The sequence below is a fragment of the Microbacterium aurugineum genome, assembly GCF_023101205.1.
Lineage (GTDB): Bacteria > Actinomycetota > Actinomycetes > Actinomycetales > Microbacteriaceae > Microbacterium > Microbacterium aurugineum.
Window position 1 is genome coordinate 2068941 of sequence record NZ_CP078078.1, and the last position, 26390, is coordinate 2095330.

The 26390-nt window shown below is 69.4% G+C and carries 28 protein-coding genes; 13 read left to right on the forward strand and 15 right to left on the reverse strand.

Translation table 11 applies throughout. The features are described 5' to 3' along the window. Window positions 1–17: 17 nt before the first annotated feature. Complete coding sequence (locus KV397_RS10065; protein WP_134353501.1) at window positions 18–857, reverse strand: DUF3097 domain-containing protein; 840 nt, start codon at window positions 855–857, stop codon at window positions 18–20. A gap of 122 nt (window positions 858–979) precedes the next feature. Here KV397_RS10065 and KV397_RS10070 point away from each other — a divergent pair, with 122 nt between their 5' ends. The 4 genes from KV397_RS10070 to KV397_RS10085 all read left to right on the forward strand — a co-directional run bounded on the left by KV397_RS10070 (window position 980) and on the right by KV397_RS10085 (window position 5131). Beyond that, window positions 980–3022, forward strand: a complete 2043-nt coding sequence (locus tag KV397_RS10070; protein WP_261811203.1) for a TPM domain-containing protein — start codon at window positions 980–982, stop codon at window positions 3020–3022. A 58-nt stretch (window positions 3023–3080) separates the two neighbouring features. Beyond that, a complete protein-coding gene (locus KV397_RS10075; RefSeq protein WP_047524088.1) occupies window positions 3081–3824 on the forward strand; it encodes a PspA/IM30 family protein in 744 nt (247 codons plus the stop codon). Between the two features lie 63 nt (window positions 3825–3887). Then, the gene (locus KV397_RS10080) at window positions 3888–4691 is read left to right on the forward strand and encodes an arginase family protein (protein WP_131492183.1); all 804 of its coding nucleotides are present in this window, start codon (window positions 3888–3890) and stop codon (window positions 4689–4691) included. Beyond that, a complete protein-coding gene (locus KV397_RS10085; RefSeq protein WP_047524086.1) occupies window positions 4688–5131 on the forward strand; it encodes a hypothetical protein in 444 nt (147 codons plus the stop codon). The genes KV397_RS10080 and KV397_RS10085 overlap by 4 nt, the downstream gene beginning before the upstream one ends. 10 nt (window positions 5132–5141) lie before the next feature. On the opposite strand, the gene KV397_RS10090 is transcribed toward KV397_RS10085, so the two are convergent. The 3 genes from KV397_RS10090 to KV397_RS10100 all read right to left on the reverse strand — a co-directional run bounded on the left by KV397_RS10090 (window position 5142) and on the right by KV397_RS10100 (window position 6870). Continuing rightward, entirely contained in the window at window positions 5142–5612 is a 471-nt protein-coding gene (locus tag KV397_RS10090; RefSeq protein ID WP_081997082.1) for an SIP domain-containing protein, read from the reverse strand. A gap of 71 nt (window positions 5613–5683) precedes the next feature. Continuing rightward, window positions 5684–6397, reverse strand: coding sequence for a tyrosine-protein phosphatase (locus KV397_RS10095; RefSeq protein WP_261811204.1), 714 nt, complete (start codon window positions 6395–6397; stop codon window positions 5684–5686). Further along, complete coding sequence (locus tag KV397_RS10100; protein ID WP_047524084.1) at window positions 6394–6870, reverse strand: carboxymuconolactone decarboxylase family protein; 477 nt, start codon at window positions 6868–6870, stop codon at window positions 6394–6396. The genes KV397_RS10095 and KV397_RS10100 overlap by 4 nt, the downstream gene beginning before the upstream one ends. Before the next feature lie 171 nt (window positions 6871–7041). Here KV397_RS10100 and KV397_RS10105 point away from each other — a divergent pair, with 171 nt between their 5' ends. The 6 genes from KV397_RS10105 (at window position 7042) to KV397_RS10130 (ending at window position 12997) form a co-directional block, all read left to right on the forward strand. Next, window positions 7042–7968 (forward strand): alpha/beta fold hydrolase, encoded by a 927-nt coding sequence (locus KV397_RS10105; protein ID WP_261811205.1) that lies wholly within the window; start codon window positions 7042–7044, stop codon window positions 7966–7968. Window positions 7969–8060: 92 nt separating this feature from the next. After that, entirely contained in the window at window positions 8061–9581 is a 1521-nt protein-coding gene (locus KV397_RS10110; RefSeq protein WP_047524083.1) for an ABC transporter substrate-binding protein, read from the forward strand. A 17-nt stretch (window positions 9582–9598) separates the two neighbouring features. Continuing rightward, entirely contained in the window at window positions 9599–10549 is a 951-nt protein-coding gene (locus tag KV397_RS10115; protein WP_131492186.1) for an ABC transporter permease, read from the forward strand. Next, a complete protein-coding gene (locus KV397_RS10120; RefSeq protein WP_131492187.1) occupies window positions 10546–11415 on the forward strand; it encodes an ABC transporter permease in 870 nt (289 codons plus the stop codon). The genes KV397_RS10115 and KV397_RS10120 overlap by 4 nt, the downstream gene beginning before the upstream one ends. Continuing rightward, entirely contained in the window at window positions 11412–12203 is a 792-nt protein-coding gene (locus tag KV397_RS10125; protein ID WP_256536221.1) for an ATP-binding cassette domain-containing protein, read from the forward strand. The genes KV397_RS10120 and KV397_RS10125 overlap by 4 nt, the downstream gene beginning before the upstream one ends. Continuing rightward, the gene (locus KV397_RS10130) at window positions 12200–12997 is read left to right on the forward strand and encodes an ABC transporter ATP-binding protein (protein WP_134353492.1); all 798 of its coding nucleotides are present in this window, start codon (window positions 12200–12202) and stop codon (window positions 12995–12997) included. The genes KV397_RS10125 and KV397_RS10130 overlap by 4 nt, the downstream gene beginning before the upstream one ends. Before the next feature lie 29 nt (window positions 12998–13026). Here KV397_RS10130 and KV397_RS10135 read toward each other — a convergent pair whose 3' ends face one another. From KV397_RS10135 to KV397_RS10145, 3 genes are read right to left on the reverse strand one after another with little or no spacing between them, the layout of a single operon-like run. Further along, window positions 13027–13644 carry a GNAT family N-acetyltransferase gene (locus KV397_RS10135; RefSeq protein ID WP_256536220.1) on the reverse strand — a complete coding sequence of 206 codons (618 nt, stop codon included), beginning with the start codon at window positions 13642–13644 and terminating at the stop codon, window positions 13027–13029. A 4-nt stretch (window positions 13645–13648) separates the two neighbouring features. Next, window positions 13649–14362, reverse strand: coding sequence for a uracil-DNA glycosylase (locus KV397_RS10140; RefSeq protein WP_261811206.1), 714 nt, complete (start codon window positions 14360–14362; stop codon window positions 13649–13651). Between the two features lie 2 nt (window positions 14363–14364). Then, complete coding sequence (locus KV397_RS10145) at window positions 14365–15147, reverse strand: SDR family oxidoreductase (RefSeq protein ID WP_248540145.1); 783 nt, start codon at window positions 15145–15147, stop codon at window positions 14365–14367. Window positions 15148–15340: 193 nt separating this feature from the next. On the opposite strand from KV397_RS10145, the gene KV397_RS10150 reads away from it, so the two are divergent. Both KV397_RS10150 and metX read left to right on the forward strand, forming a co-directional pair. Next, a complete protein-coding gene (locus KV397_RS10150; RefSeq protein ID WP_131492192.1) occupies window positions 15341–16663 on the forward strand; it encodes a bifunctional o-acetylhomoserine/o-acetylserine sulfhydrylase in 1323 nt (440 codons plus the stop codon). A gap of 169 nt (window positions 16664–16832) precedes the next feature. Beyond that, window positions 16833–18038, forward strand: coding sequence for a homoserine O-acetyltransferase MetX (metX, locus tag KV397_RS10155; protein WP_131492193.1), 1206 nt, complete (start codon window positions 16833–16835; stop codon window positions 18036–18038). Between the two features lie 14 nt (window positions 18039–18052). On the opposite strand, the gene KV397_RS10160 is transcribed toward metX, so the two are convergent. The 6 genes from KV397_RS10160 to KV397_RS10185 are packed head-to-tail and all read right to left on the reverse strand — an operon-like array spanning window position 18053 to window position 22793. After that, window positions 18053–18664 carry an NUDIX hydrolase gene (locus KV397_RS10160; RefSeq protein ID WP_131492194.1) on the reverse strand — a complete coding sequence of 204 codons (612 nt, stop codon included), beginning with the start codon at window positions 18662–18664 and terminating at the stop codon, window positions 18053–18055. A gap of 9 nt (window positions 18665–18673) precedes the next feature. Beyond that, a complete protein-coding gene (locus KV397_RS10165; protein ID WP_261811207.1) occupies window positions 18674–19903 on the reverse strand; it encodes an MFS transporter in 1230 nt (409 codons plus the stop codon). Window positions 19904–19912: 9 nt separating this feature from the next. After that, window positions 19913–20389 (reverse strand): GNAT family N-acetyltransferase, encoded by a 477-nt coding sequence (locus KV397_RS10170; protein WP_261811208.1) that lies wholly within the window; start codon window positions 20387–20389, stop codon window positions 19913–19915. Beyond that, on the reverse strand, window positions 20382–20726 hold the full coding sequence (locus KV397_RS10175; RefSeq protein WP_261811209.1) for a thiamine-binding protein: 345 nt from the start codon (window positions 20724–20726) through the stop codon (window positions 20382–20384). The genes KV397_RS10170 and KV397_RS10175 overlap by 8 nt, the downstream gene beginning before the upstream one ends. Window positions 20727–20730: 4 nt before the next feature. After that, the gene (locus tag KV397_RS10180; protein ID WP_261811210.1) at window positions 20731–21966 is read right to left on the reverse strand and encodes a hypothetical protein; all 1236 of its coding nucleotides are present in this window, start codon (window positions 21964–21966) and stop codon (window positions 20731–20733) included. Beyond that, on the reverse strand, window positions 21963–22793 hold the full coding sequence (locus KV397_RS10185) for an NAD(P)H-hydrate dehydratase (RefSeq protein ID WP_153243889.1): 831 nt from the start codon (window positions 22791–22793) through the stop codon (window positions 21963–21965). The genes KV397_RS10180 and KV397_RS10185 overlap by 4 nt, the downstream gene beginning before the upstream one ends. Window positions 22794–22848: 55 nt before the next feature. Here KV397_RS10185 and KV397_RS10190 point away from each other — a divergent pair, with 55 nt between their 5' ends. After that, window positions 22849–23916 (forward strand): NADH:flavin oxidoreductase/NADH oxidase, encoded by a 1068-nt coding sequence (locus KV397_RS10190; protein ID WP_261811211.1) that lies wholly within the window; start codon window positions 22849–22851, stop codon window positions 23914–23916. Between the two features lie 68 nt (window positions 23917–23984). Here the strand turns inward: KV397_RS10190 and KV397_RS10195 are convergent, their stop codons facing one another. Further along, a complete protein-coding gene (locus KV397_RS10195; RefSeq protein WP_047524382.1) occupies window positions 23985–25046 on the reverse strand; it encodes a hemolysin family protein in 1062 nt (353 codons plus the stop codon). Beyond that, entirely contained in the window at window positions 25043–26359 is a 1317-nt protein-coding gene (locus tag KV397_RS10200) for a hemolysin family protein (RefSeq protein WP_261811212.1), read from the reverse strand. Before KV397_RS10200 ends, KV397_RS10195 begins: the two co-directional genes overlap by 4 nt. Window positions 26360–26390 lie beyond the last annotated feature (31 nt).

Genomic DNA, 26390 nt, shown 5'->3' on the forward strand with positions numbered 1-26390 from the left:
CGCGGACCGCACCTCTGTCACTCTGCGGGAGCGGTGACGAAGTCGATGAGTTCCTCCACACGACCGAGCAGCGCGGGCTCCAGATCCCGATACGTGGTGACCTTGGAGAGGATGTACTGCCACGCGCGTCCGGTGTCGCCTGGCGCCTCGTACGGCCAGCCGAGAGCGCGGCAGATCCCCGTCTTCCAATCGGTGCCGCGCGGGATCTCCGGCCACTTCGCGATACCGAGGGCACGCGGTGTCACGCACTGCCAGACATCGACGAAGGGATGCCCGACGATCCGGAGGTGCCGCCCGTGCGGGCCGCGCGCGATCGCCTCGGCGACCCTGGTCTCCTTCGATCCCGGCACGAGGTGGTCGACCAGCACGCCATAGCGTCGCGTCGCCGTCGGCGGCTCGGCGGCGAGCAGATCGTCGAGGAGGTCGATTCCCTGGAGGAACTCGACGGCGACGCCCTCGACGCGCAGGTCTGCGCCCCAGACCTTCTCGACCAGTTCAGCGTCATGCTTGCCTTCGACGAGGATGCGACTGGGCAAGGCGACACGCGCCCGCTGATCGGCGACCGCGAAGGAGCCGGACGCGGTCCGGCGGCGGCCCTGTGCGGGGGTGGACGGACTGATGAGCCGCACGGGGGCACCGTCGATCAGGAAACCTCCGCCGAGCGGGAAGAGCCTCCGGCGTCCGCGTCGGTCCTCCAATTCGACGTTTCCCGCCTGCACGCGTGTCACGGCGCCACAGAACCCGTCATCGGCGACCTCGACGACCAGATCGGCCTCCGCCGCGACCTGTGGCACCTGCTTCGCGCCGCGGTCGCGCCAGCCGGTCGCCAGCACATCCGAACCGTACATGTCGTCCATGCCTTCCAGCGTATGTGCCTCCGCTGACGGCGAACGGCGAACCGCTCTCCAGTGCTGTCGCGTGTCGTAGTCAGTGCATAGACTCGACGCATGGGGCTCGGCTGCCGGTCGGAGGGAACACGATGACGAAACGGTGGCTCATGCTGACCGGACTCGTGCTGGCGATCGTCACAGGGGCACTCGCCCCGTCGGCTGCGTCCGCCACCGATCCGATCACGCTCGACGCCGGGTTCGTCACGGACCAGGCCGGCGTGCTCAGCGCCGACGAAGAGGCGACGGTCGAGGCCCGGCTCCAGGAACTGAGCGAGAACTCGAACTCCGACCTGTTCGTCGTGCTCGTCGACGAGTTCACCAACCCCACAGACGATGCGCAGTGGGCAGACACCGTCGCCGAGGCCAACAACCTCGGCACCGAGCAGTATCTCCTCGCCATCGCCGTCGACGGCCGCAGCCTCTACATCTCCGCGGCAGCCGACGGACCGCTGAGCTTCGGCCAGCTCGACAGCATCGAAGACAAGATGGTCCCGTTCGCCGCCGACGGCGACTGGATGGGGGCGATCACCCTCGCCGCCGATGAGATACAGGGAGACGGAGGTGCCGGAGCGCTCCGCATCGGCGTGATCGTCGTCGCCGTCGTCGTGCTTGCCCTGCTCGTCTGGCTCGTCGTCGCGCTGGTGCGCCGTGCGCGCCGAAGGGCCGAGATCCGCGAACGCGGCGCGATGCCGGAGACTCCCGATCCTGCCGACCCGTTCTCCACGCTCACCGATCAGCAGGTCGAGACGCAGGCCGCGCTCGCCCTCGTTCAGGCCGACGACGCCATCACCTCGAGCAGAGAAGAGCTCGGCTTCGCGGTCGCGCAGTTCGGGGAGGGCGCCACGGAGGAGTTCACCCGGGTGGTCGACGCCGCCAAGGCCAAGATCGCCGAGGCATTCGACCTGAAGCAGAAGCTCGACGACGAGATCGAGGACACGATCCACGATCGCCGCGCCTGGCACATCCGCATCATCCGGATCGCCGAGGAGATCGACGATGTGCTCGATGACAACACCGAAGCGTTCGACGCGCTCCGCAAGCTCGAGCAGAACGCCCCGCAGGAACTCGAGAGGGTCCGCGGCGAACGCGCGGCTCTGACCCCCGCACTCGCTGCCGCCGCACCCGCGCTCGCGGCGCTGGCAGAGACCTACGACGCGGATGTGCTCCGCACGATCGCCGACAACCCGGCCCAGGCGCAGGAGCGCGCCGAGCTGGCGGATCGATCGATCGACGCCGCCGCACAGGCGATCGCGGCGGGCAGATCCGGTGAAGCAGCCTTCGCGATCCGCACGGCCGAGCAATCCGTGGCGCAGGCGGCGCAGCTCACCCAGGCGGTGACGGCCCTCGGATCCGAACTGTCCGCACTCGAGACGAAGTCGCGTGCTCTGGTGGCCGAGCTGCAGGGGGACCTCGTCGCCGCCCGGCAGCTGCCCGACGCGGACGGAGCGATCGCCGCCGCGACCTCGGCGACCGCAGAGCAGTTGCAGCGCGCACAGGTCGACCTCGCCGGGTCCGCCCGCAACCCGCAGCGAGTGCTGGAGGCGCTCACCGCCGCGAACGCCCAGATCGACGGCGCCATCGCTCAAGGGCGGGAAAGCGTCGAACGCGCGCGCCGCGTGCAGCAGATGCTCGAGCAGACCCTCGCACAGGCGACCTCCGAGATCCGCGCGACTCGGGATTTCATCGAGACCCGTCGCGGCACCGTGGGCTCCACCGCCCGCACACGGCTCGCGAACGCGGAGGCGAGCCTGACGCACGCTCTGAGTCTGCGGGCCACCGAGCCGGATGCCGCACTGGCCGAGGCCAATCGTGCCCTCTCCCTCGCCCGAGAGGCGACGGCGGCCGCACAGTCGGACGTCCAGGCATACGCCCCTTCCTCCGACCAGGGCGGCTTCGGTGGCCTCTTCGGAGGCTCCGGATCGGCGGGCGGCGGCTCGGGCATCGGCGGCGACATCCTCGGCGGCATCATCGGCGGCCTGATCGCCGGCGGGGGCGGCCGATCCACGAGCCGCGGCAGCCGCAGTGGTTGGCGCTCCTCCGGGGGCGGCGGTTTCCGCAGCTCCGGCTTCGGCGGCGGCGGGGGTTCCCGCGGCGGCGGCCGTAGCGGCCGATCCGGAGGTAGACGCTTCTGATCCGCCACACAGATTCTTACGCCAAGCTCTCGAAGACGCCCTCTGAAAGGAACCACGCATGACCAAGCAGTCCATCTTCGGACGTATCTCGACCCTCGTCCGCGCGAACATCAACTCTCTGCTGGACTCTGCGGAAGACCCGCAGAAGATGATCGATCAGCTCGTCCGCGACTACACGAACAGCATCGCCGACGCCGAGTCCGCGATCGCGGAGACCATCGGCAACCTGCGCCTGCTGGAACGCGACCACGAAGAGGACGTCCAGGCGGCCACCGAATGGGGCAACAAGGCTCTGGCCGCCAGCCGCAAGGCCGACGAGATGCGCGCCAGCGGTGATGCCGCCGACGCCGACAAGTTCGACAACCTCGCCAAGATCGCGCTCCAGCGTCAGATCAGCGCGGAGCGCGAGGCCACCGGCGCCGAGCCGCAGATCGCCGCGCAGACCGAGATCGTCGACAAGCTCAAGAGCGGCCTGAACGGCATGAAGGACAAGCTCGTCGAGCTCAAGAACAAGCGCAGCGAACTGCTCGCCCGCGCCAAGGTCGCCGAGGCGCAGACCAAGGTGCAGGACGCGGTCGGCTCGATCAACGTGCTCGACCCCACCAGCGAGCTGGGCCGGTTCGAGGACAAGGTCCGCCGTCAGGAGGCTCTCGCGCAGGGCAAGATCGAACTTGCTGCGTCCAGCCTCGACGCGCAGTTCGAGAGCCTGGAAGACCTCGGCGAGCTCACCGAGGTCGAGGCTCGTCTCGCCGAGCTCAAGGCCGGTGGCAGCGCCCCCCGTCAGGCCCTCGAAGGCTCCTGACACGACCAGCGGATGCCCCGGACCTCGTGTTCGGGGCATCCGCGTTCTCCCTCGGAGGCACCCATGGTGCGATTCCTGGTCATCCCGCAGTGGCAGGGCTCACCCGCGCCACGGGCGATGCTCCTCGTCGACGGCGCGTCCGCGATCGCCGGCGATCTGCCCCGCGCGGCCACAACGGTGTTGGACGTGCCGGTCGAGGCCGGTGAAGCGCTCGGCACGGGCGTCCGCCGTCTGAGTGCGCTGCTCCGGACCCGAGAGCTCGTGCACGGTCATATCGACGCCGACACCGTGGTGATCGGCGGCGACTGCAGCGTCACCGTCGCCGCCCTCGATGCACTCCCGGGCGGCACCGAGGATCTCGCCGTCGTGTGGTGCGACGCACACGCAGATCTGCACACCCCCGAGACGTCGCCTTCGGGCGCCTTCTCCGGCATGGCACTGCGCGCGTTGCTCGGCGAGGGCGAGGAGCAACTGGCGCTCTCCCCCGCAATCCCTGCCGACCGCGTCGTGACCGTCGGCATGCGTACCCTCGATGACGCGGAGATCGCACCGCTCGCGCCGCTGACGAATCTCTCGGTCGCCGATCTCGAGCGCCCGGAGGCTCTGCTCGATGCGGTGCGTTCGACGGGCGCCTCACGCGTGTGGGTTCACATCGACGTCGATGTGCTCGATCCCTCGGACTTCGCGGGTGTGTCGTCGTCCGTGCCGTTCGGCCTCTCCCCCGCCGCACTCAGCACCGCCGTCCGAACCCTGCGCGGAGAGATCCCGCTCGCCGGAGCCACCATCGCCGGATTCGCTCCGCGGTCCCCGGCCGACGCCGTCGATGATCTCGGCGCGCTGCTGCGACTGATCGGAGCGGTGGCATGACGCCGGACTCGGAGTGGCGCGCAACGGCCGACGAGGTGCTCGCGCGCGGGCGCCGCTTCGACAGACGGATCCCCTCCTTCCTGCTGCGCTCCCCGATCAGCCGACTCGGCTACGCGTGGGGCACCTCCGTGGGCTGGATGTGGGGCGCGCTGTGGAGCACCGGCCCGGTGGAGAGACGCTCCGGGCTCTGGGTCTTCCGGGGCATGCCGAAATGGACCTTTCGCCGCGGCGGGGTCTGCGTCGGAGGCTGCTTCCTGACCGGTGACGCGCGTCCGACCGAAGCCGTGCTGCGCCACGAGGCCGTGCACAAGGCCCAGTGGCTCCGCTACGGCTTCCTGATGCCCGTGCTCTACCTGTTCGCCGGGCGCGACCCGTTGCGCAACCGCTTCGAGATCGAAGCGGGGCTCGAAGACGGGAACTACGTGCGGCGCACCCGCTGAGAGCTACGCCTCAGCGCTGCGCGGGCAGCAGGCCGAAACGCTCGGGCGTGCGGATCTGTGCCGGGGAGATCGCCAGGGAGCCGGTGAGGTGCTCGACGATGTCGGCCGTCCCCAGGTAGCCACCCAGAAGCGTGACGTGCGTCTCGATCTCGTCGTCGCACATCATCTCATCGGCCCACGCGCAGGTCGCCCGCGCCAGAGCCTGTCCCGGCGCGCAGGAGCGACCGCTGCCGGGCGCACCGGTGCGCTGCTCGCGCGCGAGCCAGGTCACCGTCATACGGCCCGGGGCGTCGATCACGCCGATGTCCGCGGCCTCGGGCACCTCGATGAAGATCCGCCCGGAAGCACACAGCGGCAGCGTGGTCAGGAACACCTCGAGCTCGGCGAGCGACTGCTCGTCGGCCGTGACCAGGTGGTGCGCGCGCTGACGTGCGGCGCGACGTTCCGCGCGCGTGCTGCGAGTCTCGAGCGAGGTGTTCATGATGACTTCATCGTACACCAAGTGAAGGCTTGCCTAACCTTGCTCCTGCTGTGAGAAAGCGTGCGCACGCACTACTCGCCCGGCTCGACGAGCGCCTGCGTCAGCGCCGCGAGCTCCCCCTCGGTCATCCCGTTGGCGCGCAGGTACCCGGAGACGGAACCCCAGCGCTCATCCACCTGCTCGAGAAGACGTCGCATCACCGGCGCAGGCGACTGCGTCGCGAGCGCGACGGCATGCACGGCGTCCGGGTGCTGAGACCGCAGGTACTCGGCGATGCGCCGCGTGCGCTGGGCGGGAAGCTGCGATTCGGTGAGCGCGTAGTCGGCGATCACGGCCTCCCTCTCGGCACCGACGGCGGAGAGCGCCAGAGCCACGGTCACCCCGGTGCGATCCTTGCCGACGGTGCAGTGCACGAGGGTGCGCTCGCCCGCGGCGATGATGCGGAGGGCCTCCACCAGTCGATCGCCGCTCTCCTCGAGGAGGTGCAGGTACAGCCCCTCGAGGCTGATGTCGGTTTCGAAGAACGACCGCACCGACCCCAGGAACAGGGGAAGGTGCGTGGTCTCCGGCCCGTCGATCTCCGTCGGCTCCGCCGCGACCTCCTCGCCGTCTCGAAGGTCGACGATGCGCTGCACGTGCTCACGGAGGAGGGCCGCCCCGGCGGGGGTCGCACCGGACAGCTGCCCCGCCCGCAGGAGGACACCGGCGCGGATGCGACCACCTGCTGCCGGGATGCCGCCGACGTCGCGAATGTTCGCCACCCCATCGACGCGGAGAACGGTCATGCCTGCGCCTGCGACGCACGCGGGGGCACCGGGTAGCGGCCGGCGATCACGATGCGGTTGAACGCGTTGATGGAAACGCACGCCCAGCTCAGAGCGGCGTATTCCTTCTCGGTGAACACGCTGCCGACGCGGTCGTACACGTCATCCGAGACGCCGTCCTCGGAGATGAAGGTGAAGGCCTCGGCGAGTTCGAGTGCCGCCCGCTCCCGGTCGCTGAAAACACCGCTCTCGCGCCACGTGGAGATCTGGGTGAGCACATCGGTGTCGACGCCGGCCGCGACCGCACGGTCGACATGGATCCGTACGCAGTACGCGCAGCCGTTGAGCTGGGAGCAATGGATCATCACGATCTCCTTGAGACGATCGTCGATGCCGTTCGCCGCGCAGATCTGGCCCACCGTCTTCGAGAACGCATCGAGCGCCTGGTACGCGGCAGGCTCGGTCTTGGACAGGTGCACACGCGTCTCACTCATAACTCCATGATATTCGTCGCGCGTCCGCTGGCCCCCCGCTCGCCCCAAGAGGTCGAAATGCAGACTGCTAATCCTGTCTGCACTAGAGGCGCCATAACTACAAGTGAACTCTGGGTTAGATTTAGCTTTTTGCTCTCGCATTTCTCCGTCTCCGGGCGCAGGGAGCAGAATGTGGAGGTGGCGATCGACATCAGCGAGTTCAGCTATCTTCCCGCACAGGCCGATGCGCTCGGCGTTCCGCTCCCTCCGGTGGAGCGTGTCGCCCTCCCCCTCGACGATGGGCGCGCGCTCAGCGCGCTGCGGTTCGGGACCGGCGCGCCTCGGGTCACCCTGCTGCACGGTGCCGGTCTGAACGCGCACACGTGGGACACGACGGTTCTGGCGCTTCAGGAGCCCGTGCTCGCGATCGACCTCGCCGGACACGGCGACTCCTCCTGGCGTGACGATGCCGACTACACCCCGCGCACGCTCGCCCGAGACATCGCGGCGGCCTTCGACGCGTGGGCGGTCCCGCCTCAGATCGTCGTCGGCCAGTCCCTCGGCGGACTCACCGGAGCTGCACTCGCCGCCGCGCGCCCGGATCTCGTGTCCGAGCTCGTCGTCGTCGACATCACCCCGGGCATCGACGTCACCGCCGGTCCGGCCGCACTGCGCGAGTTCTATGCCGGTCCGACCGATTTCGCCTCCCGAGACGAGCTGGTCGACAAGGCGATGTCGCTCGGTTTCGGGGGCAGTCGCGCCGAGACCGAGCGCGGCGTCTTCCTCAACACCCGCGTACGCGAGGACGGCCGCGTCGAGTGGAAGCACCACTTCGCGCACCTCGCCGCCCAGGCGCTCGCGGCCCACGATCCGGGCTCGGTGGCCGCGCCGTCCGTGCTGCACGAGACCGGGTGGGAGGATCTCTCCGCCGTCCGCGCGCCGATCACCCTGGTCCGCGCACAGCGCGGCTTCGTCAGCGAAGCGGACGCCGCCGAGCTGCACCGTCGCGCGCCCACCGCCCGCCTGGTCACGCTGGACGCGACACACAACGTCCAGGAGACCGCCCCCACTGCCCTCGCCGCCCTCATCGCGTCCCCCGCCGTCTCCCACGGAATATGACGCTTCGTTCCATACCCGACCCGCACCATCCCACGCATCTCTAGGCTCGATCAAACGGCACACAGCAATTGCCGCACCGAGAGGAAACGCCCATGTTCCGACGTACCCGACGTCTCTCGCTGATCGCCGCGCTCGCGGCGACCGCCGTCATACTCAGCGCCTGCGCAGGCTCCCCCGAGCCGACCGTCACCACGGGCACCGGCACGCCCGACCCCGACGCGACCCTGCACGTCGGCCTGGTCCTCGAGCCGACCAACCTGGACATCCGCCACACCAGTGGCGCCGCGCTCGAGCAGATCCTCATCGACAACATCTACGAGGGACTGGTCAGCCGGACGCAGGAGAACGAGATCGAGGGGCGTCTCGCCTCGGACTACACCGTGTCCGACGACGGCCTCACGTACACTTTCACCCTCAACGAGGGCATCCAGTTCCACGACGGCACGGCGCTCACCTCTGCGGACGTCGTCTCCTCCTACGAGACCGTGCGCACCGATGCCACCGTGCAGGGCAACGCCGAGTTCGCGAAGGTCTCCTCGATCACCGCACCCGACGCGACCACGGTGGAGATCGTGCTCACCGAGCCGGACCAGAACTTCCTGTTCACCCTGACGGGCCCCGCCGGGCTGGTCTTCAAGACCGGGGACACGACCGACCTGAAGTCGGCGGAGAACGGCACCGGTCCCTTCACCCTGACCCGGTGGAACAAGGGCAGCACCATCACCTTCGCGCGCAATGACGACTATTGGGGCGAGAAGGCAGGCGTCGCTCAGGTCGAGTTCCAGTACATCCCCGACTTCACCGCCGGTGTGAACGCCGCGCTCGCCGGCGACGTCGACGTGCTCACCGCCGTGGACCCGAACCTCGCCCCGCAGCTTGAGGACTCCGGAGAGTTCGCTCTCACGAAGGGCCGGACGACCGACAAGGCGACGCTGGCGTTCAACAACCAGAAGGCCCCTCTGGACGATGTCCGGGTGCGCGAGGCGCTGCGACTCGCGATCGACCACGACGCGCTCGTCGAAGCCGTCGGCGCGGGAACGACCCTGTACGGTCCCATCCCCGAACTCGACCCGGGCTATGAGGATCTGTCCGATGTGATCTCCTACGACCCGGAGAAAGCGAAGTCGCTGCTCGCCGAAGCCGGCCAGGAGGACCTGGAGCTCACCCTCACCATCCCCGCCTTCTACGGGACCACGGTGCCGAAGGTGCTGATCTCCGACTTCAAGAAGGTTGGCGTCTCCCTTGAGGTGAACTCGGTGGAGTTCCCGACCTGGCTGGAAGACGTGTACACCAACCACGACTACGACCTCAGCTTCGTGCTGCACGTCGAGCCGCGCGACTTCGGCAACTTCGCCGACCCGGACTACTACTTCGGCTACGACAACACCGAGGTGCAGCGTCTGTACGCCGAAGCCCTCGCCGAGGTCGATCCCGACAAGTCCGCCGAGCTGCTCGCGCAGGCCGCGCGCATCGTGTCGGAGGACCACGCCGCAGACTGGCTGTACAACGGCGAGACCATCACGGCAGTGAGTCCGATCGTCGCAGGCTTCCCGGAGGACTCGATCAACTCGCGCATCGACCTCGCCGGCGTCACCGTCTCCACCGACGGGTAACGGGCGGCCACCCCTCCGTGATCCGATACGCACTCACACGAGGAGCCCTGCTCATCGCAGGGCTCCTCGTGTCGAGCGTGCTCATCTTCCTGACTCTGCGCGTGTTCCCTGGAGACGTCGCGCAACTCATCGCCGGCACCCAGGCCTCACCCACCGAAGTCGACGCGTTGCGTGAATCCCTCGGCCTGAACCGCCCGTTGGTCGCCCAGTACACCGAGTGGATCGGCGGCATCTTCCGCGGCGACCTGGGGACCTCCCTGCTCTCCGGGGCCTCTGTCGGTGAGGAGCTTCTGCTCAAGGCGCAGGTCACCGTGCCCCTCGGCATCATGTCGCTCCTGATCGCCGTGCTGATCGCCGTGCCGTTCGGCATCCTCGCCGCACTCCTGCGCGGTCGCCGCGGAGGCACGGCTCTCAGCGTCGGCGCCCAGGCGCTGGCCGCCGTCCCCGTCGTCTGGGCCGGCATGATGCTCATCGTCGTGTTCTCGGTCTGGCTGGGCTGGCTGCCTCCACAGGGCTTCCCACGCACCGGATGGTCGACACCGTGGCGGGCGATCGAGTCGCTGCTGCTCCCCGCCTTGACGATCGGCATCGTGGAGGGCGCGATGCTGATGCGGTTCGTGCGCAGCGCCACGCTCCAAGCGGCCGGACAGGACTTCGTACGCACGGCCGCCGCGAAAGGCCTCACTCGCACGCGAGCACTCATCCAACACGGTATCCCTGCCGTCGGGCTCTCGATCGTCACCGTCCTCGGGCTCCAGGTCGCCGGGATCATCGTCGGATCGGTCGTGATCGAGCAGCTCTTCACCCTCCCCGGCATCGGACGGATGCTGGTCGCCGATGTCGGAACGCGCGACCTCATCAAGGTGCAGAGTGAACTCCTCGTCCTCACCGGCTTCGTGCTGGTCGTGGGCTTCCTCGTCGACCTCGTGCACCGCGCGATCGACCCCCGCCAACGGGAGGCCGCATGACTCCCCGATGGCTCGCCCGCCTCTGGAGCACCCCGACCGGGCGATTCGGGCTCGTCGTCGTGGCCGTGGTCGCGGGTACGGCGCTCGTCGCCCTGTGGTGGACCCCGTTCGACCCTCAGGCGTCGGAGATCGGAGAGCGGTGGCTCCCCCCGGGATGGCCGCACTTGCTCGGCACCGATGACACCGGCCGCGACATCCTGAGCCTGCTGATGGCGGGAGCGCGCACGACCGTGTTCGTGAGCGTCGGCGCCGGCGTCGTGGCGACGGTCGTGGGAGTCTCCCTCGCCGCGCTCGGTGCCCTCACCGCTCGATGGATGCGGGAGACCGTCGCGGTGCTCGTCGACATCCTGATCGCCTTCCCCGTCCTCCTGATCGCCATGATGATCTCCTCGGTCTGGGGCGGCTCGCTCTGGGTCGTGATCTGGGCCGTGGGGATCGGGTTCGGCGTGAACATCGCCCGCGTGACGCGACCGGAACTGCGCCGCGTGCAGCAGAGCGACTTCGTGCTGGCCGGTCGAGCCGCGGGGCTGACTCCGTCGCAGAGCCTGGTCCGCCACCTGCTGCCGAACGTCGCACCGGTCTTCATCGTGCAGCTCTCGTGGTCGATGGCCGTCGCCGTCCTCGCCGAGGCAGGGCTGTCGTACCTCGGCTTCGGTGCCTCCGTGGTCGAACCGAGCTGGGGGCTGTTGCTCGCCGACCTCCAGCGCTACATCGGGGTGCATCCGCTCTCGGTGATCTGGCCCGGTCTCGCGATCACGATCACCGTGCTCGCGCTGAACCTCCTCGGTGACGGCCTGCGCGAGGCGACCGACCCGACCCTGCGGCACCGTTCCGCCGAAGTCCATACCCCGGGGGTGGTCGCATGAGTCTCTCCGTGGAAGACCTCGTGATCGAGATCGACGGGCGCCGCGTCGTCGATGGCATCTCGTTCGAGGTTCCGGACGGTGCGCGCCTGGGTCTGATCGGCGAGTCCGGTTCCGGCAAGTCGCTCACCGCTCTCGCCGTGCTCGGCCTCCTCCCCGACGGTGCGAGCGCGTCCGGCAGTATCCGCTGGAACGGCGTGGAACTGATCGGAATGCCCGATCGCGAGCTGGCCCGGTTGCGCGGCGACGACATCGGCATCGTGTTCCAAGAGCCCCGCACGGCGCTGAACCCCATCCGCACCGTCGGGCGACAGATCGCGGAATCGATCCGCATCCACGAGGGAGTCGGTCGCCGCGAGGGCCGGGAGCGCGCGATCGCCGAGGCCGCGCGCGTGCGTCTGCCGGATCCGGAGTCGATCGTCGACCGGTATCCGCACCAGCTCTCGGGCGGTCAGCGGCAGCGCGTCGCGATCGCCATGGCTCTCGCCTGCCGTCCGCGCCTGCTCATCGCCGACGAACCGACGACCGCACTCGATGTCACGATCCAGGCCGAGATCCTGTCGCTGCTGCTCGCCCTCGTCGCCGAGGAGGGCATGTCCCTCGTCTTCATCACCCACGATCTCGCCGTGCTCGCTCAGGTCGCGACCGCGGGCGTCGTGCTCGAGCGCGGGCGCGTCGCGGAGTCGGGGGCGGTGTCGACTCTCCTCTCGGCCCCCTCCTCCCCGATCACACAGGGGCTGCTGCGGGACGCGACAGCGACCCTGTGGCGCCCGGACGGCGGTGTCTCGTGACCCTGATCGAAGCGCGGGGACTCGGACGGGATCACCGCCTCCCGAAGCGCTCCCTGTTCGAGCGTCCCCGAACGCAGACCGCGCTGTTTCCGACCGACCTGGAGGTCGCCGAGGGCTCATCCGTGGGGATCATCGGCGAATCGGGGTCGGGGAAATCGACCCTGGTCCGACTCCTCCTGGGGCTCGATCGAGCGACATCTGGCATCGTCACCATCGACGGACGCCCCGTGGACGCCACCGCATCCGCCAAGTCTCTGCATTGGCTGCGCCGCGAGACCGGGATGGTGTTCCAGGACCCGTTCGCCTCGCTCGATCCGCGCATGACGGCCGGGCAGATCATCCGCGAACCCCTCTGGGCGCTCGGCATCGACGGCGATCACCGAGCGAGGGTCCGCGAGGTCCTCGCACAGGTCGGCCTGGAGCCCGAGATGGGCGATCGCTACCCGCACGAGTTCTCCGGTGGTCAACGCCAGCGGATCGCGCTCGCCCGGGCGATCGTGCATCGACCTCGCATCCTCGTGGGTGATGAGCCCCTCTCCGCCCTCGACGTGACGGTGCGCGCGCAGATCCTGGATCTGCTGATGGAGCTTCGCCGGACGACGGACCTCACGCTCCTTCTGGTGTCGCACGACATCGGTGTGGTGCAGAACCTGTGCGACAGCGTCGCGGTGATGAAGGACGGCCGCATCGTCGAACGGGGATCGACGGAGGAGGTCCTCCTGCACCCCGCACAGGAGTACACGAAGTCCCTGCTGGCGGCGATCCCGGTGATCCCGCGCTCCGGGGACGTCTGAGCGCACATCGTCACCGCCGGTCGCCCTGCTCAGCGACGTGCCCCGAAGAGGCTTCCGCGCCGCCGTCCCGTCGGCTTGAGCACGCGCCGCATGTACACGGTGCCGAGGTCGCGGCCGAACTTGTACCCGACGCGCCCCATGCGCCCGGCCTCGACGAAACCGAGCTTCTCGTGAAGCCGTATCGACGCCTCTGCGCCGCGATCACTGATGACGGCCACCATCTCTCGAAGCCCGATCTGCTCACACGCATCGATCAGTGCCCGCAGCAGTGCGGCTCCGAGCCCCTTCCCGCCGGCCCCCGGGCCCAGGTAGATCGAGTCCTCGACGGTGTACTTGTAGGCGTTCTTCCCCGCCCACGGTTGGGCGAGCGCGTATCCCATCACGACGCCGCCCGGCGACACGGCGACGAGGAAGGGCAGCTCCAACCGCGTGAGCAGCGCGTACTTCTCGCGCCAGTACGGGATGCTGCTGCGTCGCTCATCGAGTGTGACCGCGGAATTGCTCACGAAGTGGTTGTAGATCTCTCGCACGTGAGGCAGGTCAGCCGGGCGGGCCGGCCGGATCGTGTAAGAGAAGATCTCGGGCGCGGCCTGCGGGCGAAGGTGGCGCGGGAGGACACGGCGACGGTCCCCCGGTTCGAACTGCATGCGCTCAGCTTAGAGACGGAGCGGCTTCGCCTTCCACCCTCCAGTCCACGGCTTCGGCCCCCTGTTCCGCGAGCAGGGCATTCGCACGCGAGAACGGCCGGGATCCGAAGAACCCGCGGCTCGCCGACAGCGGGGAGGGATGGGCCGAGACGATCACCGGCGTGTCACCGAGCATCGGCTGCAGATTCGCCGCGTCCCTGCCCCAGAGCACGGCTACGAGAGGCTGATTCCGGGCGACGAGGGTTCTGATCGCGAGTTCGGTGACCTTCTCCCACCCCCAGCCTCGGTGCGAGGCGGCCGCCCCTGGACGGACGGTCAGGACGCGGTTGAGCAAGAGCACGCCCTGATCGCTCCAGGCGGTGAGATCACCGTGCGGCGCCGGCGGTATGCCGAGGTCGCTCTCCCGCTCCTTGTAGATGTTCGTGAGGCTGCGCGGCAGCGGCCGTACCTCACGGTCCACCGCGAACGACAGGCCGATGGGGTGACCGGGCGTCGGATACGGGTCCTGCCCCGTGATCAGCACGCGCACGTCCGCGAGGGGCCGTCGGAACGCCCGAAGGACGTCCTCCCCGGCAGGCAGGTACCCGTGCCCGGCATCTTGTTCGGCGCGGAGCCTCTCCCCGAGTCCGGTTATCGTTTCCTGGACCGGGGCGAGTGCTTCCGCCCAGCCCGCGTCGATGAGGCCGTCCGCAGCGAGTTCGGCCAGCGTCCGCGCCATCGTCAGTCGATCGAGCGCACACGCAGCGGCCCGCGGGCGAGCAGGTGCTGTGCGGATTGGGCCACCGGACGCATCGTGACGAGGTCGAGGTTCACATGCCCCGGTGCCTCCAGCGCATAGGTGATGACATCCGCGACATCCTCCGCGAGGAGCGGTGCGTCGACGCCGGCGTACACGGCCTCTGCGGCCACGGCGTCGCCGCCCAGCCGGTTCAGCGTGAACTCCTCGGTGTGCACCATGCCGGGCGCGACCTCGACCACCCGGATCGGCTCGCCGTTCAACTCCTGGCGGAGCACCTTGACCAGCATGCTCTCGGCGGCCTTCGCCGCGTTGTACCCGGCTCCCCCCGCATACGCCGATTGGGCGGCCGTGGAGGTGACGAAGACCGTGTCCGCGTGCCCGTCCGCGTCGGCAGCTCGGCGCAGCAGCGGGAGCAGTCCCGCCACGAGCCGCTGCGTCGCGAGCACGTTCGCATCGAACATCCACTGCCAGTCCTCGACCGAGGCGTCTTCGATGCGATCGGTCCCGCGCGCACCGCCGGCCACCTGCACGAGCGCGTGCACCGGGCCCGACTCCGCGAGCGTGGAGACGAGGGCGTCGACGGCAGCCGGGTCGGTCAGATCGCAGGCGATCACGGAGGCTCCGGTCTCCGCGGCGAGCGCGGACAGACGGTCCTTGCGCCTGGCGACCCCGACCACATCCCATCCCCGCGACCGGAGTGCGCGCACCGTCGCCGCGCCGATCCCCGAACTCGCCCCTGTCACCACTGCACGTCTGTTGGCCATGCCTCCACCGTACGATGTTCGCCCCGGATTGCGGAGTCCCGCGCGGGCTGTCGAGGATCCCTCGCTCGCGCGACGGCGGGCACCGCTCTGTTACGTCACATTTCTCCCTCACTGTTGACACCGAGCGATATTCCGTACTCTCGCAGCAACGGCATCCGCCATCCGACCTTCCGACCACTCCTGGGGGAATCACATGTCCGCACCTGAGTCCTGGCGCTTCGAGACCAAGCAGATCCACTCCGGCGCCGCCCCCGACCCGGTCACGAAGGCGCGCGCCACGCCGATCTATCAGACCACCTCGTATGTCTTCGACAGCGCGGATCACGCGGCCAACCTCTTCGCCCTGGCGGAGTTCGGCAACATCTACACCCGCATCCAGAACCCGACCCAGGACGTGCTGGAGCAGCGACTCGCCGCACTCGAAGGCGGCACCGGCGCGCTCGTGCTCGCCAGCGGACAGGCGGCCTCGACCTTCGCCATCCTGAACATCGCGCAGGCCGGAGACCACTTCGTCGCCTCGAGCTCGATCTACGGCGGCACCTACAACCTCTTCAAGTACACCCTCGCGAAGCTCGGCATCGAGGTCACGTTCGTCGAGAACCAGGACGACCCCGAGGAATGGCGCCGCGCCGTCCGTCCGAACACGAAGCTGTTCTTCGCAGAGACGATCGGCAACCCGCAGATCAACATCCTCGACATCCGTACCGTCGCCGACGTGGCGCACGAGAACGGCGTGCCGCTGATCGTCGACAACACCATCGCCACCCCGTACCTGATCCGTCCGTTCGAGTTCGGTGCCGACATCGTCGTGCACTCGGTCACGAAGTTCCTCGGCGGCCACGGCACGACCATCGGCGGAGTCATCATCGACGGCGGCACGTTCGAGTGGTCGAAGAACGTCGACAAGTTCCCCGGCCTCACGGTCCCGGACCCCTCGTACCACGGCGCCAGCTACACCGCCGCCGTCGGCGACCCCCTCGCGTACATCATCAAGGCCCGTGTGCAGCTGCTGCGCGACCTCGGCTCCGCGATCGCGCCGCAGAGTGCGTGGAACCTCATCCAGGGCGTCGAGACGCTGTCGCTGCGCATCGAGCGTCACGTGCAGAACGCCCAGGAGATCGCCGAGTGGCTCGACGGCCGTGACGATGTCGCGACGGTCAACTACTCGGGGCTGCCCTCCTCGCCCTGGTACGCCAAGGCGAACGAGTACGCTCCCAAGGGTGTCGGTGCCGTGCTGTCGTTCGAGCTGAAGGGCGGCGTGGAGGCCGGGCGCGAGTTCGTGAACAGCCTGTCTCTGTTCAGCCACCTCGCCAACATCGGCGACGTCCGCTCGCTCGTCATCCACCCGGCGTCGACCACCCATGCGCAGCTCACCCCCGAGCAGCAGCTCACGGCCGGTGTCACGCCGGGCCTCGTGCGCCTCTCGGTCGGCATCGAGAACATCGAGGACCTCAAGGCCGACCTGGATCAGGCTCTCGCCGCGGCACGCGCCGTGTCGGAGGCCGCCCGCGCCTGACCCCCGCTGTTCCGGTCGACGCCCCGTCCTACCGTCGACGCCCCTCCTGAATCACGTCTCGCAGGAGGGGCGTCGACGCTGTGCGGGGGCGTCGACCGGAAGTGGGGGGCGCGAGAGATCGGGGCGTAACCTGCCGCCGATGTGTGCCGGGTCACGCGACAATGGAGGGATGGACTGGCAGACGACCTCCGAGGACACGGTGCCGTCGGCACCCGTGACGGAGGCCGACGTCCGTCTCCTCCGCGCCCGCCCCCCGGCGACCGGAGCCTGGCGTGATGGTGACCCGGTCGGCGGCAGGCGCTTCGCCGCCTTCGGAGCCTTCGCCACGGAGAGCGGTGCGGAGCTGCCCGGTATCCGGATCGCCTACGAGTCCTGGGGCGAGCTGAACGCCGCCCGCGACAACGCGATCCTCGTCCTCCATGCACTCACGGGCGACAGCCATCTGCGTGGCCCCGCAGGAGCGGGCCATCCGACCGCGGGCTGGTGGGAGGACATCACGGGCCCCGGCGCACCCCTCGACACCGATCGCTGGTTCGTGATCGCGCCGAACATGCTGGGCGGCTGCCAGGGCTCCACGGGCCCGGCGAGTGTCGCCCCGGACGGCTACGAGTGGGCATCGCGATTCCCCTACCTGACGATCCGCGATCAGGTGGCGGCGCAGGTGCGGCTCGCTGATGCGCTGGGAATCGACACGTGGGCGGCGGTCATCGGCGGCTCGATGGGGGGCATGCATGCCCTGGAGTGGGCCGCCACCCACCCCGAGCGCGTGCAGCGGCTCGCGGTCCTCTCCTCTCCGCCGGTGACGACGGCCGACCAGATCGCGCTGAACACCGTGCAGCTGGAGACCATCCGCATGGATCCGCGGTTCCAGGGCGGCGAGTACTACGACCTGTCCGACGGCGACGGCCCCCACCGCGGTCTCGCCCTGGCGCGGCGCATGGCCCTGCTGAACTACCGCAGCCCGATCGAGCTCAACCAGCGCTTCCAGCGGTCCTGGCAGTCGGAGGTATCGCCGCTCGGGCACGGCGGGCGCTTCGCGGTCGAGTCGTACCTGGACTTCCACGGCAACAAGTTCACCCGCCGCTTCGACGCCAACAGCTACATCACCCTCGTCGAAGCCATGAACTCGCATGACGTCGGGCGGGAGCGCGGGGGTGTCGAAGAAGCTCTGCGGGCGGTCACGGCGACCACGCTGGTCCTCGGGATCGACAGCGACCGGCTGTTCCCCGTCGACGGGCAGCAGCGCATCGCCCGCAGCATTCCGCACGTGATCGACGACGAGGCCGTGGTGCTCACCAGCGACTTCGGACACGACGGGTTCCTGATCGAGACCGAAGCCGTCGGGTCCCACCTCCGCCGGCTCCTCGACAGCTGAGCCTCCCGAACGCCTCAGCCTGCGACGAACCTCCACGGCAGCACGCCGGCCTCGAGGCGCCCTTGCTCCCAGGAGAAGTCACGACCGGTCTCGGTGTCGAGAACACGCGTCTGGAAGAGTTCCGCTACACCGCCGGACGACAGTGCCGCAGCGGCATCCGCGAACGCGGACAGGCGGTGCAGCGTGACCCACGTCGGTGGGTACAGCATCCACTCCCCCGCCCCGTGGCGCGCCAGTGCTTCCGTTGGCCGCGCCCAGGCCAACTCAGCGACCTCGTCCTCAGCAGGTGACGGCACCGCGTCCGACGCCGCGGCGAGGAAGAACCAGGTGCGGATGCGGGTGGGAGCCTCCATCGGCGGCTGCCACTCGGAGAGGACGACGAGATCGTCGACCACCAGCCCCACTTCCTCGAAGGTCTCCCGGATCGCGGCGCGGCGCGCGTCCTCGACGTCTCCTTCGCCGTCGCGTCGGTCCTCCGGCTCGACCTTGCCGCCCGGGAACACCCAGGCGCCTGGGAAGGATCCGCGGTCCGGTCGACGCAGCAGCAGCACCTCGAACCCGGGTTCCGCGGGCCGCAGCAGGACGACGGTGCCGGCGACGGGCAGGGAATCCTCGGGCGCAGTCATCCCGTCACTCTACGACGCGACGAGCTCAGAGACCTCGGGGCGACGCGCTTCGATGCGGTACGACAGCACGGCGATCAGGAGCCCGGCGACGGCGAGCGCTGCTCCGGTCCATGCCGGCGCGGTGAAGCCCCATCCGACGGCGATCACGACACCGCCCAGGAAGGCGCCGAGGCTGTTCCCGATGTTGAGCGCCGAGTGGTTCATCGCCGCCGCGATCGACTGGTTGTCACCGGCCACGTCCATGAGACGCGTCTGGATGGTCGGGCTCAGCACCGAGGAGACGAATCCGACCACGAGCACCGTCAGCCCGAGGCTCACGATCCAGAACGACAGGAAGGCGAGCAGGGAGAACACGATCGCCATCGCCGCGAGTCCCCACAGCAGGGTGCGGCGCAGATCGATGTCGGCGAGGTGGCCGCCCACGAGGTTTCCGGCGGTCATGCCGAGCCCCATCAGCACGAGCACGATCGGGACCGCCCACTCGGGTGACCCCGCCACTTCCGTCACCAACGGCGCGATGTAGCTGTACACCGCGAAGAACCCGCCGAAGCCGATCGCGCCGATGCCGAGTGTGAACCACACCTGCGCCCGCCGGAACACCCGGATCTCCTGACGCATCGTCCGCCCCGGATCGCCCGGGTGCTCGGGGACGAACAGGGCGATGCACAGCGTTGCGAGCGCGAACACCAGCGCCACGACGGCGAACGCCGCCCGCCACCCCCACTCCTGCCCGAGGAAGGTCCCCAGCGGCACCCCGATGACATTGGCGACCGTGAGGCCGGTGAGGATGAACGCCACGCCCTTGGCACGGTTTCCCGGACCCATGACATCGGCGGCGACGAGGGCTCCGATGCCGAAGTACGCACCGTGCGGCAGCCCGGCGAGGAATCGCGAGGCGGCGACGAGCTCGAAGGTCGGCAGCACCACCGTGAGGGCATTGAACACCGTGAGCGCGAGAGCGAGCACGATCATCACTCGATGACGCGGGTAGCGCGCCACGAAGCCGGCGATGGTCGGGGCGCCGATGACGACACCCAGCGCGTACAACGAGATCAGCCACCCCGTCTGGCTCAGCGCTTCTTCCGGACGGGTCGTCCAGAGCGCAGGCAGCAGGTCAGCGGCGATATTGGGCAGCAGGCCCATGACCACGAACTCGGTCATGCCGATGCCGAAACTGCCGATGGCGAGAGAGAGGAGCGCCCACTTCGCCGCACCCCTCGATTCATTCGAGGGATTCACCGGATCAGCTTAGCGGCCGTCGGGGGGCACGACCGCCGGGACGCCTCGTTCTCGCGTCATGAACACGTCCACGTCGTCCTGCGAGTCGACGGTGAACCCGTGACGCTCGTAGAGGCTGCGCGCCGGACTGCCCTGGAGCACGTTGAGCCGGTACCGCCGGTCGTCGTCGAGGATCATCGCCAGGACCCGAGTGCCGACGCCCCTCCCCTGGTGCGAGGCGTCGAGGTAGAGGTGCTCCAGCCACGTGATGTCGCCGTCTGGACGGAGGGCGACAGACCCGACATCCACAGCATCCACCACGATGATCCGCGTGTACGCCGGCTCGAACGCATCGCGGAAGCGTTGCCGGACACGCGTCGGGTCGTAGCGCCCCAGCCGCTCCAGGTCGGCGCGGAGCACGTCGGCGCGCAGCTCGGCGATCCACTCGGCGTCCTCGGCGAGCGCCGTCCGGAGAACGACCGATGCGAGCGGACGCGGATCAGTCACGGGACTCCGCGGCGGCCGCCTCCCCGATCGCCGACTCCAACCGTTCGATCTTCGCGTCGAGCTCTCCGGAGTACCCGGGACGGATGTCGGCCTTGAGCACGAGCGAGACCCGTGACCCGAACGGCATCACCGCTTCGGTCGCGCGCTTGACGACGGCCATGACCGTGTCCCAGTCCGGACCTTCGATCTCGGTGAACATGCTCGTCGTCCGGTGCGGCAGCCCCGACTCGCGCACGACGCGCACGGCGGCCGCCACGGCGTCGTGCACGGAGGCGTCGGTGCGCTGCGCACCATCGGCGGGGGTGCCACTCGGGGCGACGGAGAAGGCGATCAGCATGGGTTCACTCCTGGGGTTTCGGATGACGGGCGGGCACACGTGCGAGAGCACGGATGCTCAGGATGAGCAGGACGAGGAGAAGGACGTTGCGCACCGTGAGGACGGCGACGGCGAGGGCATCGGCCCGCAGCAGTGCGTCGTAGCCGATCGGGTAGACGAGGCAGGTGAGCAGGCAGAGCGTGAGGACGACGACGGCGGGAACGCGCGCTCTGACCCGATCGAGCACGAGCCAGAGGATCACCGGGGCGATCAGCCAGGTCTGGAACTGCGGCGAACCGACCTTGTTGGTGACGATCAGCAGCGTGACGAGCGTGAGGGCGAACGGAGGGAACAGCCGGGGGAAGGTCGCACCGCGCGCCGCTTTCCGCGCGCCCACCACCGTCACCGCGAGGACCGAGAGCGCCATCAGAGGTGTGAGCGCGGCGGCGACGGCGTCGACCCCGGGGGCCGTGATCTGGAAGGTGAGGATCTCGAAGCTGTACTCGATACGTGCGGCTCCGGCGACCGCGAGCCAGAGGAACGGCGTGGCGGCCACGGCCTCGATCTGCAGCCCCCGCCCAGTCTGCTCCGTCAGGAACCCGAAGATCTCGGTGTCCGCGCCGAGCAGGAACAGCGTCGCGACGACCCCGGTGGTGACGACCGCGGCAGCGAGGAGCACCCGCATCCTCGCGCGGAGCGCCACGACGGCCGCCAGGACCAGCGCCCCGGGCCAGATCTTGATCCAGGCGCCGATCGTGAGGAGGGCGGCACCGATCGTCGGCCGCGACACGAGCCAGAGCCCACCGATCACGGCGATCGGCACCGTGATCGCGTCGATCCGGTAGAGCGCGATGGGACCGAGCAGAAGGAGCGCCGCACACCAGAACCAGGCAGCCACACGACGTGCGCGCGACGGCGAACGGCCGACGAGCACACCGAAGGCGACGGCATCGAGGATGATCACGAGCGTCGCCCATCCGACCAGATACGCATGGGAGACGCCGAGCAGGAGTACGAGCGGCGCCGACAGGGCCGCAGCGATGAGCATCGGCACGAGGGCGAGCTGCGGGTAGACCCAGGTCTCGTCGATTCCGACGATCGGTCCCCCGCTGAGCGCCGACGTCGCCCAGGGCTCGTACACGAGCACGACATCGCCCATCGGCTGACTCGGATACACCCACCCGAGCCACGCCGTGAGCAGGTGCACGAGCAGGAACACGGCCCACAGCACGACCACCCTGCTGTTCGACGCGCGCCTCACGCGAGGACGTCCGCGATCGCGGGCGGCAACGCCGCGGCGACATCCAGCGCGACGATCGGATGCCCCGGGCTGCCGGCGGTCACGTCTGCGGCGATCCGTGCCGCGTGGCCGTGCACCCAGGCCCCCGCGGCGGCGATCTCTGCGAGCGGGGCATCGGGATTCGCGGCGGTCACCGCGCCGAGCACGCCGGCGAGCACGTCTCCGGTTCCCGCCGTCGCCAACCAGCCCGTCCCGGCCTCGATCGCGAAAGTCGTCCCGTCCGGGGCTGCGACCAGCGTGCGAGCGCCCTTGAGGAGCACGGTTCCGCCGATGTTCGCGGCGACCTGTCGGGCCCCTTCGGCGCGTTCGCCGCCTGGTTGCAGGCGCAGACGCTCCTGGAGCCTGGCGAATTCGCGTGCGTGCGGGGTGATGAGGAAGGGGGCGCGGGCACCGGGGGCGAGATCCAGCGCTCCGGCATCGATGACGACCGGCACGCTCCCCGCGAGGATCTCCCGGAGCGCGACGCTCTCCGCATCCGTCCGAAGGGCCGGATCCGTGCCGGATCCGATCACCCAGGCATCCACGCGGGAACGACCAGCGTCCGCTCCGACCACCGTCTCCGGGCGCCGGGCGAGCACGGCATCGGCCGCCCGCTCCTCCCCCACGTAACGCACGAATCCTGCACCGGTCCGCCACGCGGCCTCGACACCGAGCACCGCGGCACCGGGATAAGCGGCCGATCCGGTGCGGAGCGCCACCACCCCGCGCGTGTACTTGTCGTCCTCTGCGGCGGGCGCGCGGAAGTACCGGGACGTATCGCTGCGTGTCCACTCGCGCACCTCGACCATGACTCCACGTTAGTGCGGCGCTCCGCGAGGCGCGTCGTCGCGGTAGCGTCGAACGGTGAGTCTTCTCTTCTCCCCGCTGAGCATCCGTTCCGTCACGTTCCGCAATCGCCTCTGGGTCTCGCCGATGTGCATGTACAGCGCCGTCGACGGGCTGGTGCAGGAGTGGCACCACACGCACCTCGCACAGTTCGCTTCAGGCGGCGCCGGACTGATCGTCGCGGAGGCGACCGCGGTGGTACCCGAGGGCCGTATCTCGCCGCGCGACGCGGGTCTCTGGAGCGACGAGCAGCGCGACGCCTGGACGCCGATCGTCCGCGCTATCCACGACCGTGGGGCGTCCGCCGGGATCCAGCTCGCGCACGCGGGACGGAAGGCATCGACGTGGTGGCCGTGGGCACGGGAGCGGGGGTCGGTGCCGGCCGCCGAGGGAGGCTGGACGACAGCTGCGCCGTCGGCGATCGCCTTCGACGGCTTCGACGCGCCGGTCGCCCTCGACCTCGCCGGGATCGACCGCGTGGTCGAGGCCTTCGCCGACGCCGCGCGACGTGCTCTCGAGGCGGGCTTCGACGTGCTGGAGATCCACGGTGCGCACGGCTACCTGCTGCACCAGTTCCTGTCCCCCCTCTCGAACCGGCGAGACGACGAGTACGGCGGCTCGCTCGAGAACCGCGCGCGGCTCCTGCTGCGCGTCGTGGATGCTGTGCGCGAGGCTGCGGGTCCCGAGGTGCCGGTCTTCGTGCGGATCTCGGCCACCGACCACGCCGAAGGCGGTTTCGCCCCCGATGAGGCGTCCGCCGTCGCCGACTGGGCCACGCAGCGCGGAGCGGACCTGATCGACGTGTCGAGCGGCGGGCTCGTGGCCCATCAGCGGATCGAGGTGTTCCCCGGATACCAGGTCCCTCTCGCCGAGACCGTCCGCCGCGGAGGCCGCATCCCGGTCTCGGCGGTCGGGCTGATCACCGCATCCGCCCAGGCCGAGCAGGTGCTCGCCGACGGCGCGGCGGATGCGGTCTTCGCCGGCCGAGAGTGGCTTCGCGACCCGCACTTCGCGCTCCGCGCCGCACATGAACTCGGCGCCGAGGTCGCATGGCCACCCCAGTACGAACGCGCGCACTGGCGCTGAGCCCGGACCGAGACACGAAGGCCGCCGACTCCCCGGGGAGCCGGCGGCCTTCGTCCGTGTGATCGGGGTCAGCGTCCGCGGAAACGACGAGTCGCGTCCTGCACCTCTCCCACGAGCTCTTCGAGGATGTCCTCCAGGAACAGCACCGCGGTGGTGTTCCCCCGCGCGTCACGCACCTTCGCCAGGTGACGACCGGCGCGGCGCATGACCGCGAGGGCGTCCTCGAGATCCGTGTCCTCCTGGACGGGCACCATGTGGTGGATGCGCTTCGCCGGGACCGGTTCGATCATCTTGACCTCGGCATCGGGGCCCTCCGAGGCCCGGAGGATGTCCTTCAAGTGCACGTAGCCGATCGGCACGGACTCGTCGTCGACGATCACGTAGCGCGAGAACCCGTAGCGGGCGACCGCCTTCTCGATGTCGTCCGGCGTGGTCGACTGCGGAAGCGTGACCAGGTCGCTCAGGGGCACGGCGACGTCTCGCGCCTTCTTGTCGGTGAACTCGACGGCGGCCGCGACCGTTCCCGCGGTGTCCATGAGCAGGCCCTCACGCCGCGACTGGCTGACGATGGTGGCGACCTCGTCGAGGGTGAAGGTCGATGCCGCCTCATTCTTCGGCTCCACCCGGAACAGCCGCAGCACGCCGTTCGCCGTCGCGTTGAGCACCCAGATCACGGGCATGAACACCTTCGACACCCACACGAGGGGCGGGGCGAGGATGAGCACGGCACGGTCCGGCACCGAGAACGCGAGGTTCTTCGGCACCATCTCGCCGAACACGACATGAAGGAACGACACGATCAGCAGCGCGATGGCGAACGACACCGCGTCGACAGCGCCGTCTGGCCAGCCGAGGGCATGCAGCGGCACGGCCAGCAGGTGGTGGATCGCGGGCTCGGAGACGTTCAGGATGAGCAGCGAGCAGATCGTGATGCCGAGCTGCGAGGTCGCGAGCATCAGCGTCGCATGCTCCATCGCGTACAGCGCCGTCTTGGCCGCGCGCGATCCCTGATCGGCGCGGGGCTCGATCTGCGACCGCCGCGCGGAGATCACGGCGAACTCGCCGCCGACGAAGAAGGCGTTCGCGACGAGAAGCACGACGAGCCAGGCGAGTCCTGCCCAATCGTTCATCGGGTGGCCCCCTCTCCCTCGACGAGCGGACTCGGCACGTAGCGGACGCGATCGACGCGTCGGCCGTCCATGCGCACGACCCGGAGCGTGCCGCTGTCGAGCGGAACCTCGTCGCCGACCGAGGGCACGCGCTCGAGCACGCTCATGACGTATCCGCCGACGGTGTCGTAGACGTCGCCCTCCGGAACCTCGACCCCGGCGCGACGACGCAGCTCATCGGGCCGCAACTCGCCGGGGAAGGTGATGCCCTCACGGTTGCGGATCACTCCGGCCCGAGTGCGGTCGTGCTCATCGGCGACCTCGCCCACCAGCTCCTCGACGAGGTCCTCGAGCGTCACGAGCCCTGCCGTTCCGCCGTACTCGTCGACGACGACGGCCAGTTGGTAGCCGCGTGCCCGGAGCTCGGAGATCAGGGCGTCGACGTGGACCGTCTCCGGAACACGGAGGGGCTCGGTCGCCAGCGCGCCGACAGGCACCTCCGCACGGCGCTCGCGCGGCACGGAGATGGCAGCTTTCAGATGCACGACGCCCATGATGTCGTCGAGGTCGTCGTCGTAGACCGGGAACCGGCTGTGCCCGGTGCGGCGGGCGAGCTGGATGACATCGTCGGTGGAGTCACCGGCGGCGATCGCGTGCATGCTCGGGCGGGCGGTCATCACATCGGCCGCGGTGAGTCGGGAGAACGTCAGAGTGCGGTCGAGGAGCGTGGCCGTGTCGGCCTCGAGCATGCCCGCGCTGGCGGAGCGCCGGACCAGCGAGGAGAGCTCCTCCGCACTCCGCGCGCCGGAGAGCTCCTCTTTCGGCTCGATCCCCATGCTGCGCAGCACGCCGTTGGCGCTGCCGTTGAGCACGACCACGGCCGGCTTGAAGACCGTGGTGAATGCGACCTGGAAGGGGACCACGAGCTTCGCGGTGGCGAGGGGAAGAGCGAGCGCGAAGTTCTTCGGCACCAGCTCACCGAGGATCATCGAGAGCACGGTGGCGATGAACATCGCCACGATGGTCGCGATGGGCGAGACGGCGGCTTCCGGAATGCGCCAGGCCAGAAGCGTCGGCCGGAGGAGGTTCGACAGCGCCGGCTCCATCGTGTAACCGGTCAGCAGCGTCGTCAGCGTGATGCCGAGCTGGGCCGCGGAGAGGTGGGTCGACGTGTGCTTGAGGGCACTGATCGTGAGCGAGAGCCGGGACTCCCCCCGAGCCTGACGCGCTTCGAGGTCGGCGCGGTCGAGATTGACCAGCGCGAACTCGCTCGCGACGAAGAGGCCGGTGCCGACCGTGAGCAGGAGCCCCACGCCCAACATGATGTAGTCCATCAGAGGTTCCTCTCCGAGGAGAGAGGCGGAC

What these genes read in the sequence shown, in the direction of transcription:
- KV397_RS10065 (WP_134353501.1), bottom strand. Translation starts at nt 857, where the DNA reads ATGGACGACATGTACGGTTCGGATGTGCTGGCGACCGGCTGGCGCGAC.
- KV397_RS10070 (WP_261811203.1), top strand. Translation starts at nt 980, where the DNA reads ATGACGAAACGGTGGCTCATGCTGACCGGACTCGTGCTGGCGATCGTC.
- KV397_RS10075 (WP_047524088.1), top strand. Translation starts at nt 3,081, where the DNA reads ATGACCAAGCAGTCCATCTTCGGACGTATCTCGACCCTCGTCCGCGCG.
- KV397_RS10080 (WP_131492183.1), top strand. Translation starts at nt 3,888, where the DNA reads ATGGTGCGATTCCTGGTCATCCCGCAGTGGCAGGGCTCACCCGCGCCA.
- KV397_RS10085 (WP_047524086.1), top strand. Translation starts at nt 4,688, where the DNA reads ATGACGCCGGACTCGGAGTGGCGCGCAACGGCCGACGAGGTGCTCGCG.
- KV397_RS10090 (WP_081997082.1), bottom strand. Translation starts at nt 5,612, where the DNA reads ATGAACACCTCGCTCGAGACTCGCAGCACGCGCGCGGAACGTCGCGCC.
- KV397_RS10095 (WP_261811204.1), bottom strand. Translation starts at nt 6,397, where the DNA reads ATGACCGTTCTCCGCGTCGATGGGGTGGCGAACATTCGCGACGTCGGC.
- KV397_RS10100 (WP_047524084.1), bottom strand. Translation starts at nt 6,870, where the DNA reads ATGAGTGAGACGCGTGTGCACCTGTCCAAGACCGAGCCTGCCGCGTAC.
- KV397_RS10110 (WP_047524083.1), top strand. Translation starts at nt 8,061, where the DNA reads ATGTTCCGACGTACCCGACGTCTCTCGCTGATCGCCGCGCTCGCGGCG.
- KV397_RS10120 (WP_131492187.1), top strand. Translation starts at nt 10,546, where the DNA reads ATGACTCCCCGATGGCTCGCCCGCCTCTGGAGCACCCCGACCGGGCGA.
- KV397_RS10125 (WP_256536221.1), top strand. Translation starts at nt 11,412, where the DNA reads ATGAGTCTCTCCGTGGAAGACCTCGTGATCGAGATCGACGGGCGCCGC.
- KV397_RS10135 (WP_256536220.1), bottom strand. Translation starts at nt 13,644, where the DNA reads ATGCAGTTCGAACCGGGGGACCGTCGCCGTGTCCTCCCGCGCCACCTT.
- KV397_RS10140 (WP_261811206.1), bottom strand. Translation starts at nt 14,362, where the DNA reads ATGGCGCGGACGCTGGCCGAACTCGCTGCGGACGGCCTCATCGACGCG.
- KV397_RS10145 (WP_248540145.1), bottom strand. Translation starts at nt 15,147, where the DNA reads ATGGCCAACAGACGTGCAGTGGTGACAGGGGCGAGTTCGGGGATCGGC.
- KV397_RS10150 (WP_131492192.1), top strand. Translation starts at nt 15,341, where the DNA reads ATGTCCGCACCTGAGTCCTGGCGCTTCGAGACCAAGCAGATCCACTCC.
- metX (WP_131492193.1), top strand. Translation starts at nt 16,833, where the DNA reads ATGGACTGGCAGACGACCTCCGAGGACACGGTGCCGTCGGCACCCGTG.
- KV397_RS10160 (WP_131492194.1), bottom strand. Translation starts at nt 18,664, where the DNA reads ATGACTGCGCCCGAGGATTCCCTGCCCGTCGCCGGCACCGTCGTCCTG.
- KV397_RS10175 (WP_261811209.1), bottom strand. Translation starts at nt 20,726, where the DNA reads ATGCTGATCGCCTTCTCCGTCGCCCCGAGTGGCACCCCCGCCGATGGT.
- KV397_RS10185 (WP_153243889.1), bottom strand. Translation starts at nt 22,793, where the DNA reads ATGGTCGAGGTGCGCGAGTGGACACGCAGCGATACGTCCCGGTACTTC.
- KV397_RS10195 (WP_047524382.1), bottom strand. Translation starts at nt 25,046, where the DNA reads ATGAACGATTGGGCAGGACTCGCCTGGCTCGTCGTGCTTCTCGTCGCG.
- KV397_RS10200 (WP_261811212.1), bottom strand. Translation starts at nt 26,359, where the DNA reads ATGGACTACATCATGTTGGGCGTGGGGCTCCTGCTCACGGTCGGCACC.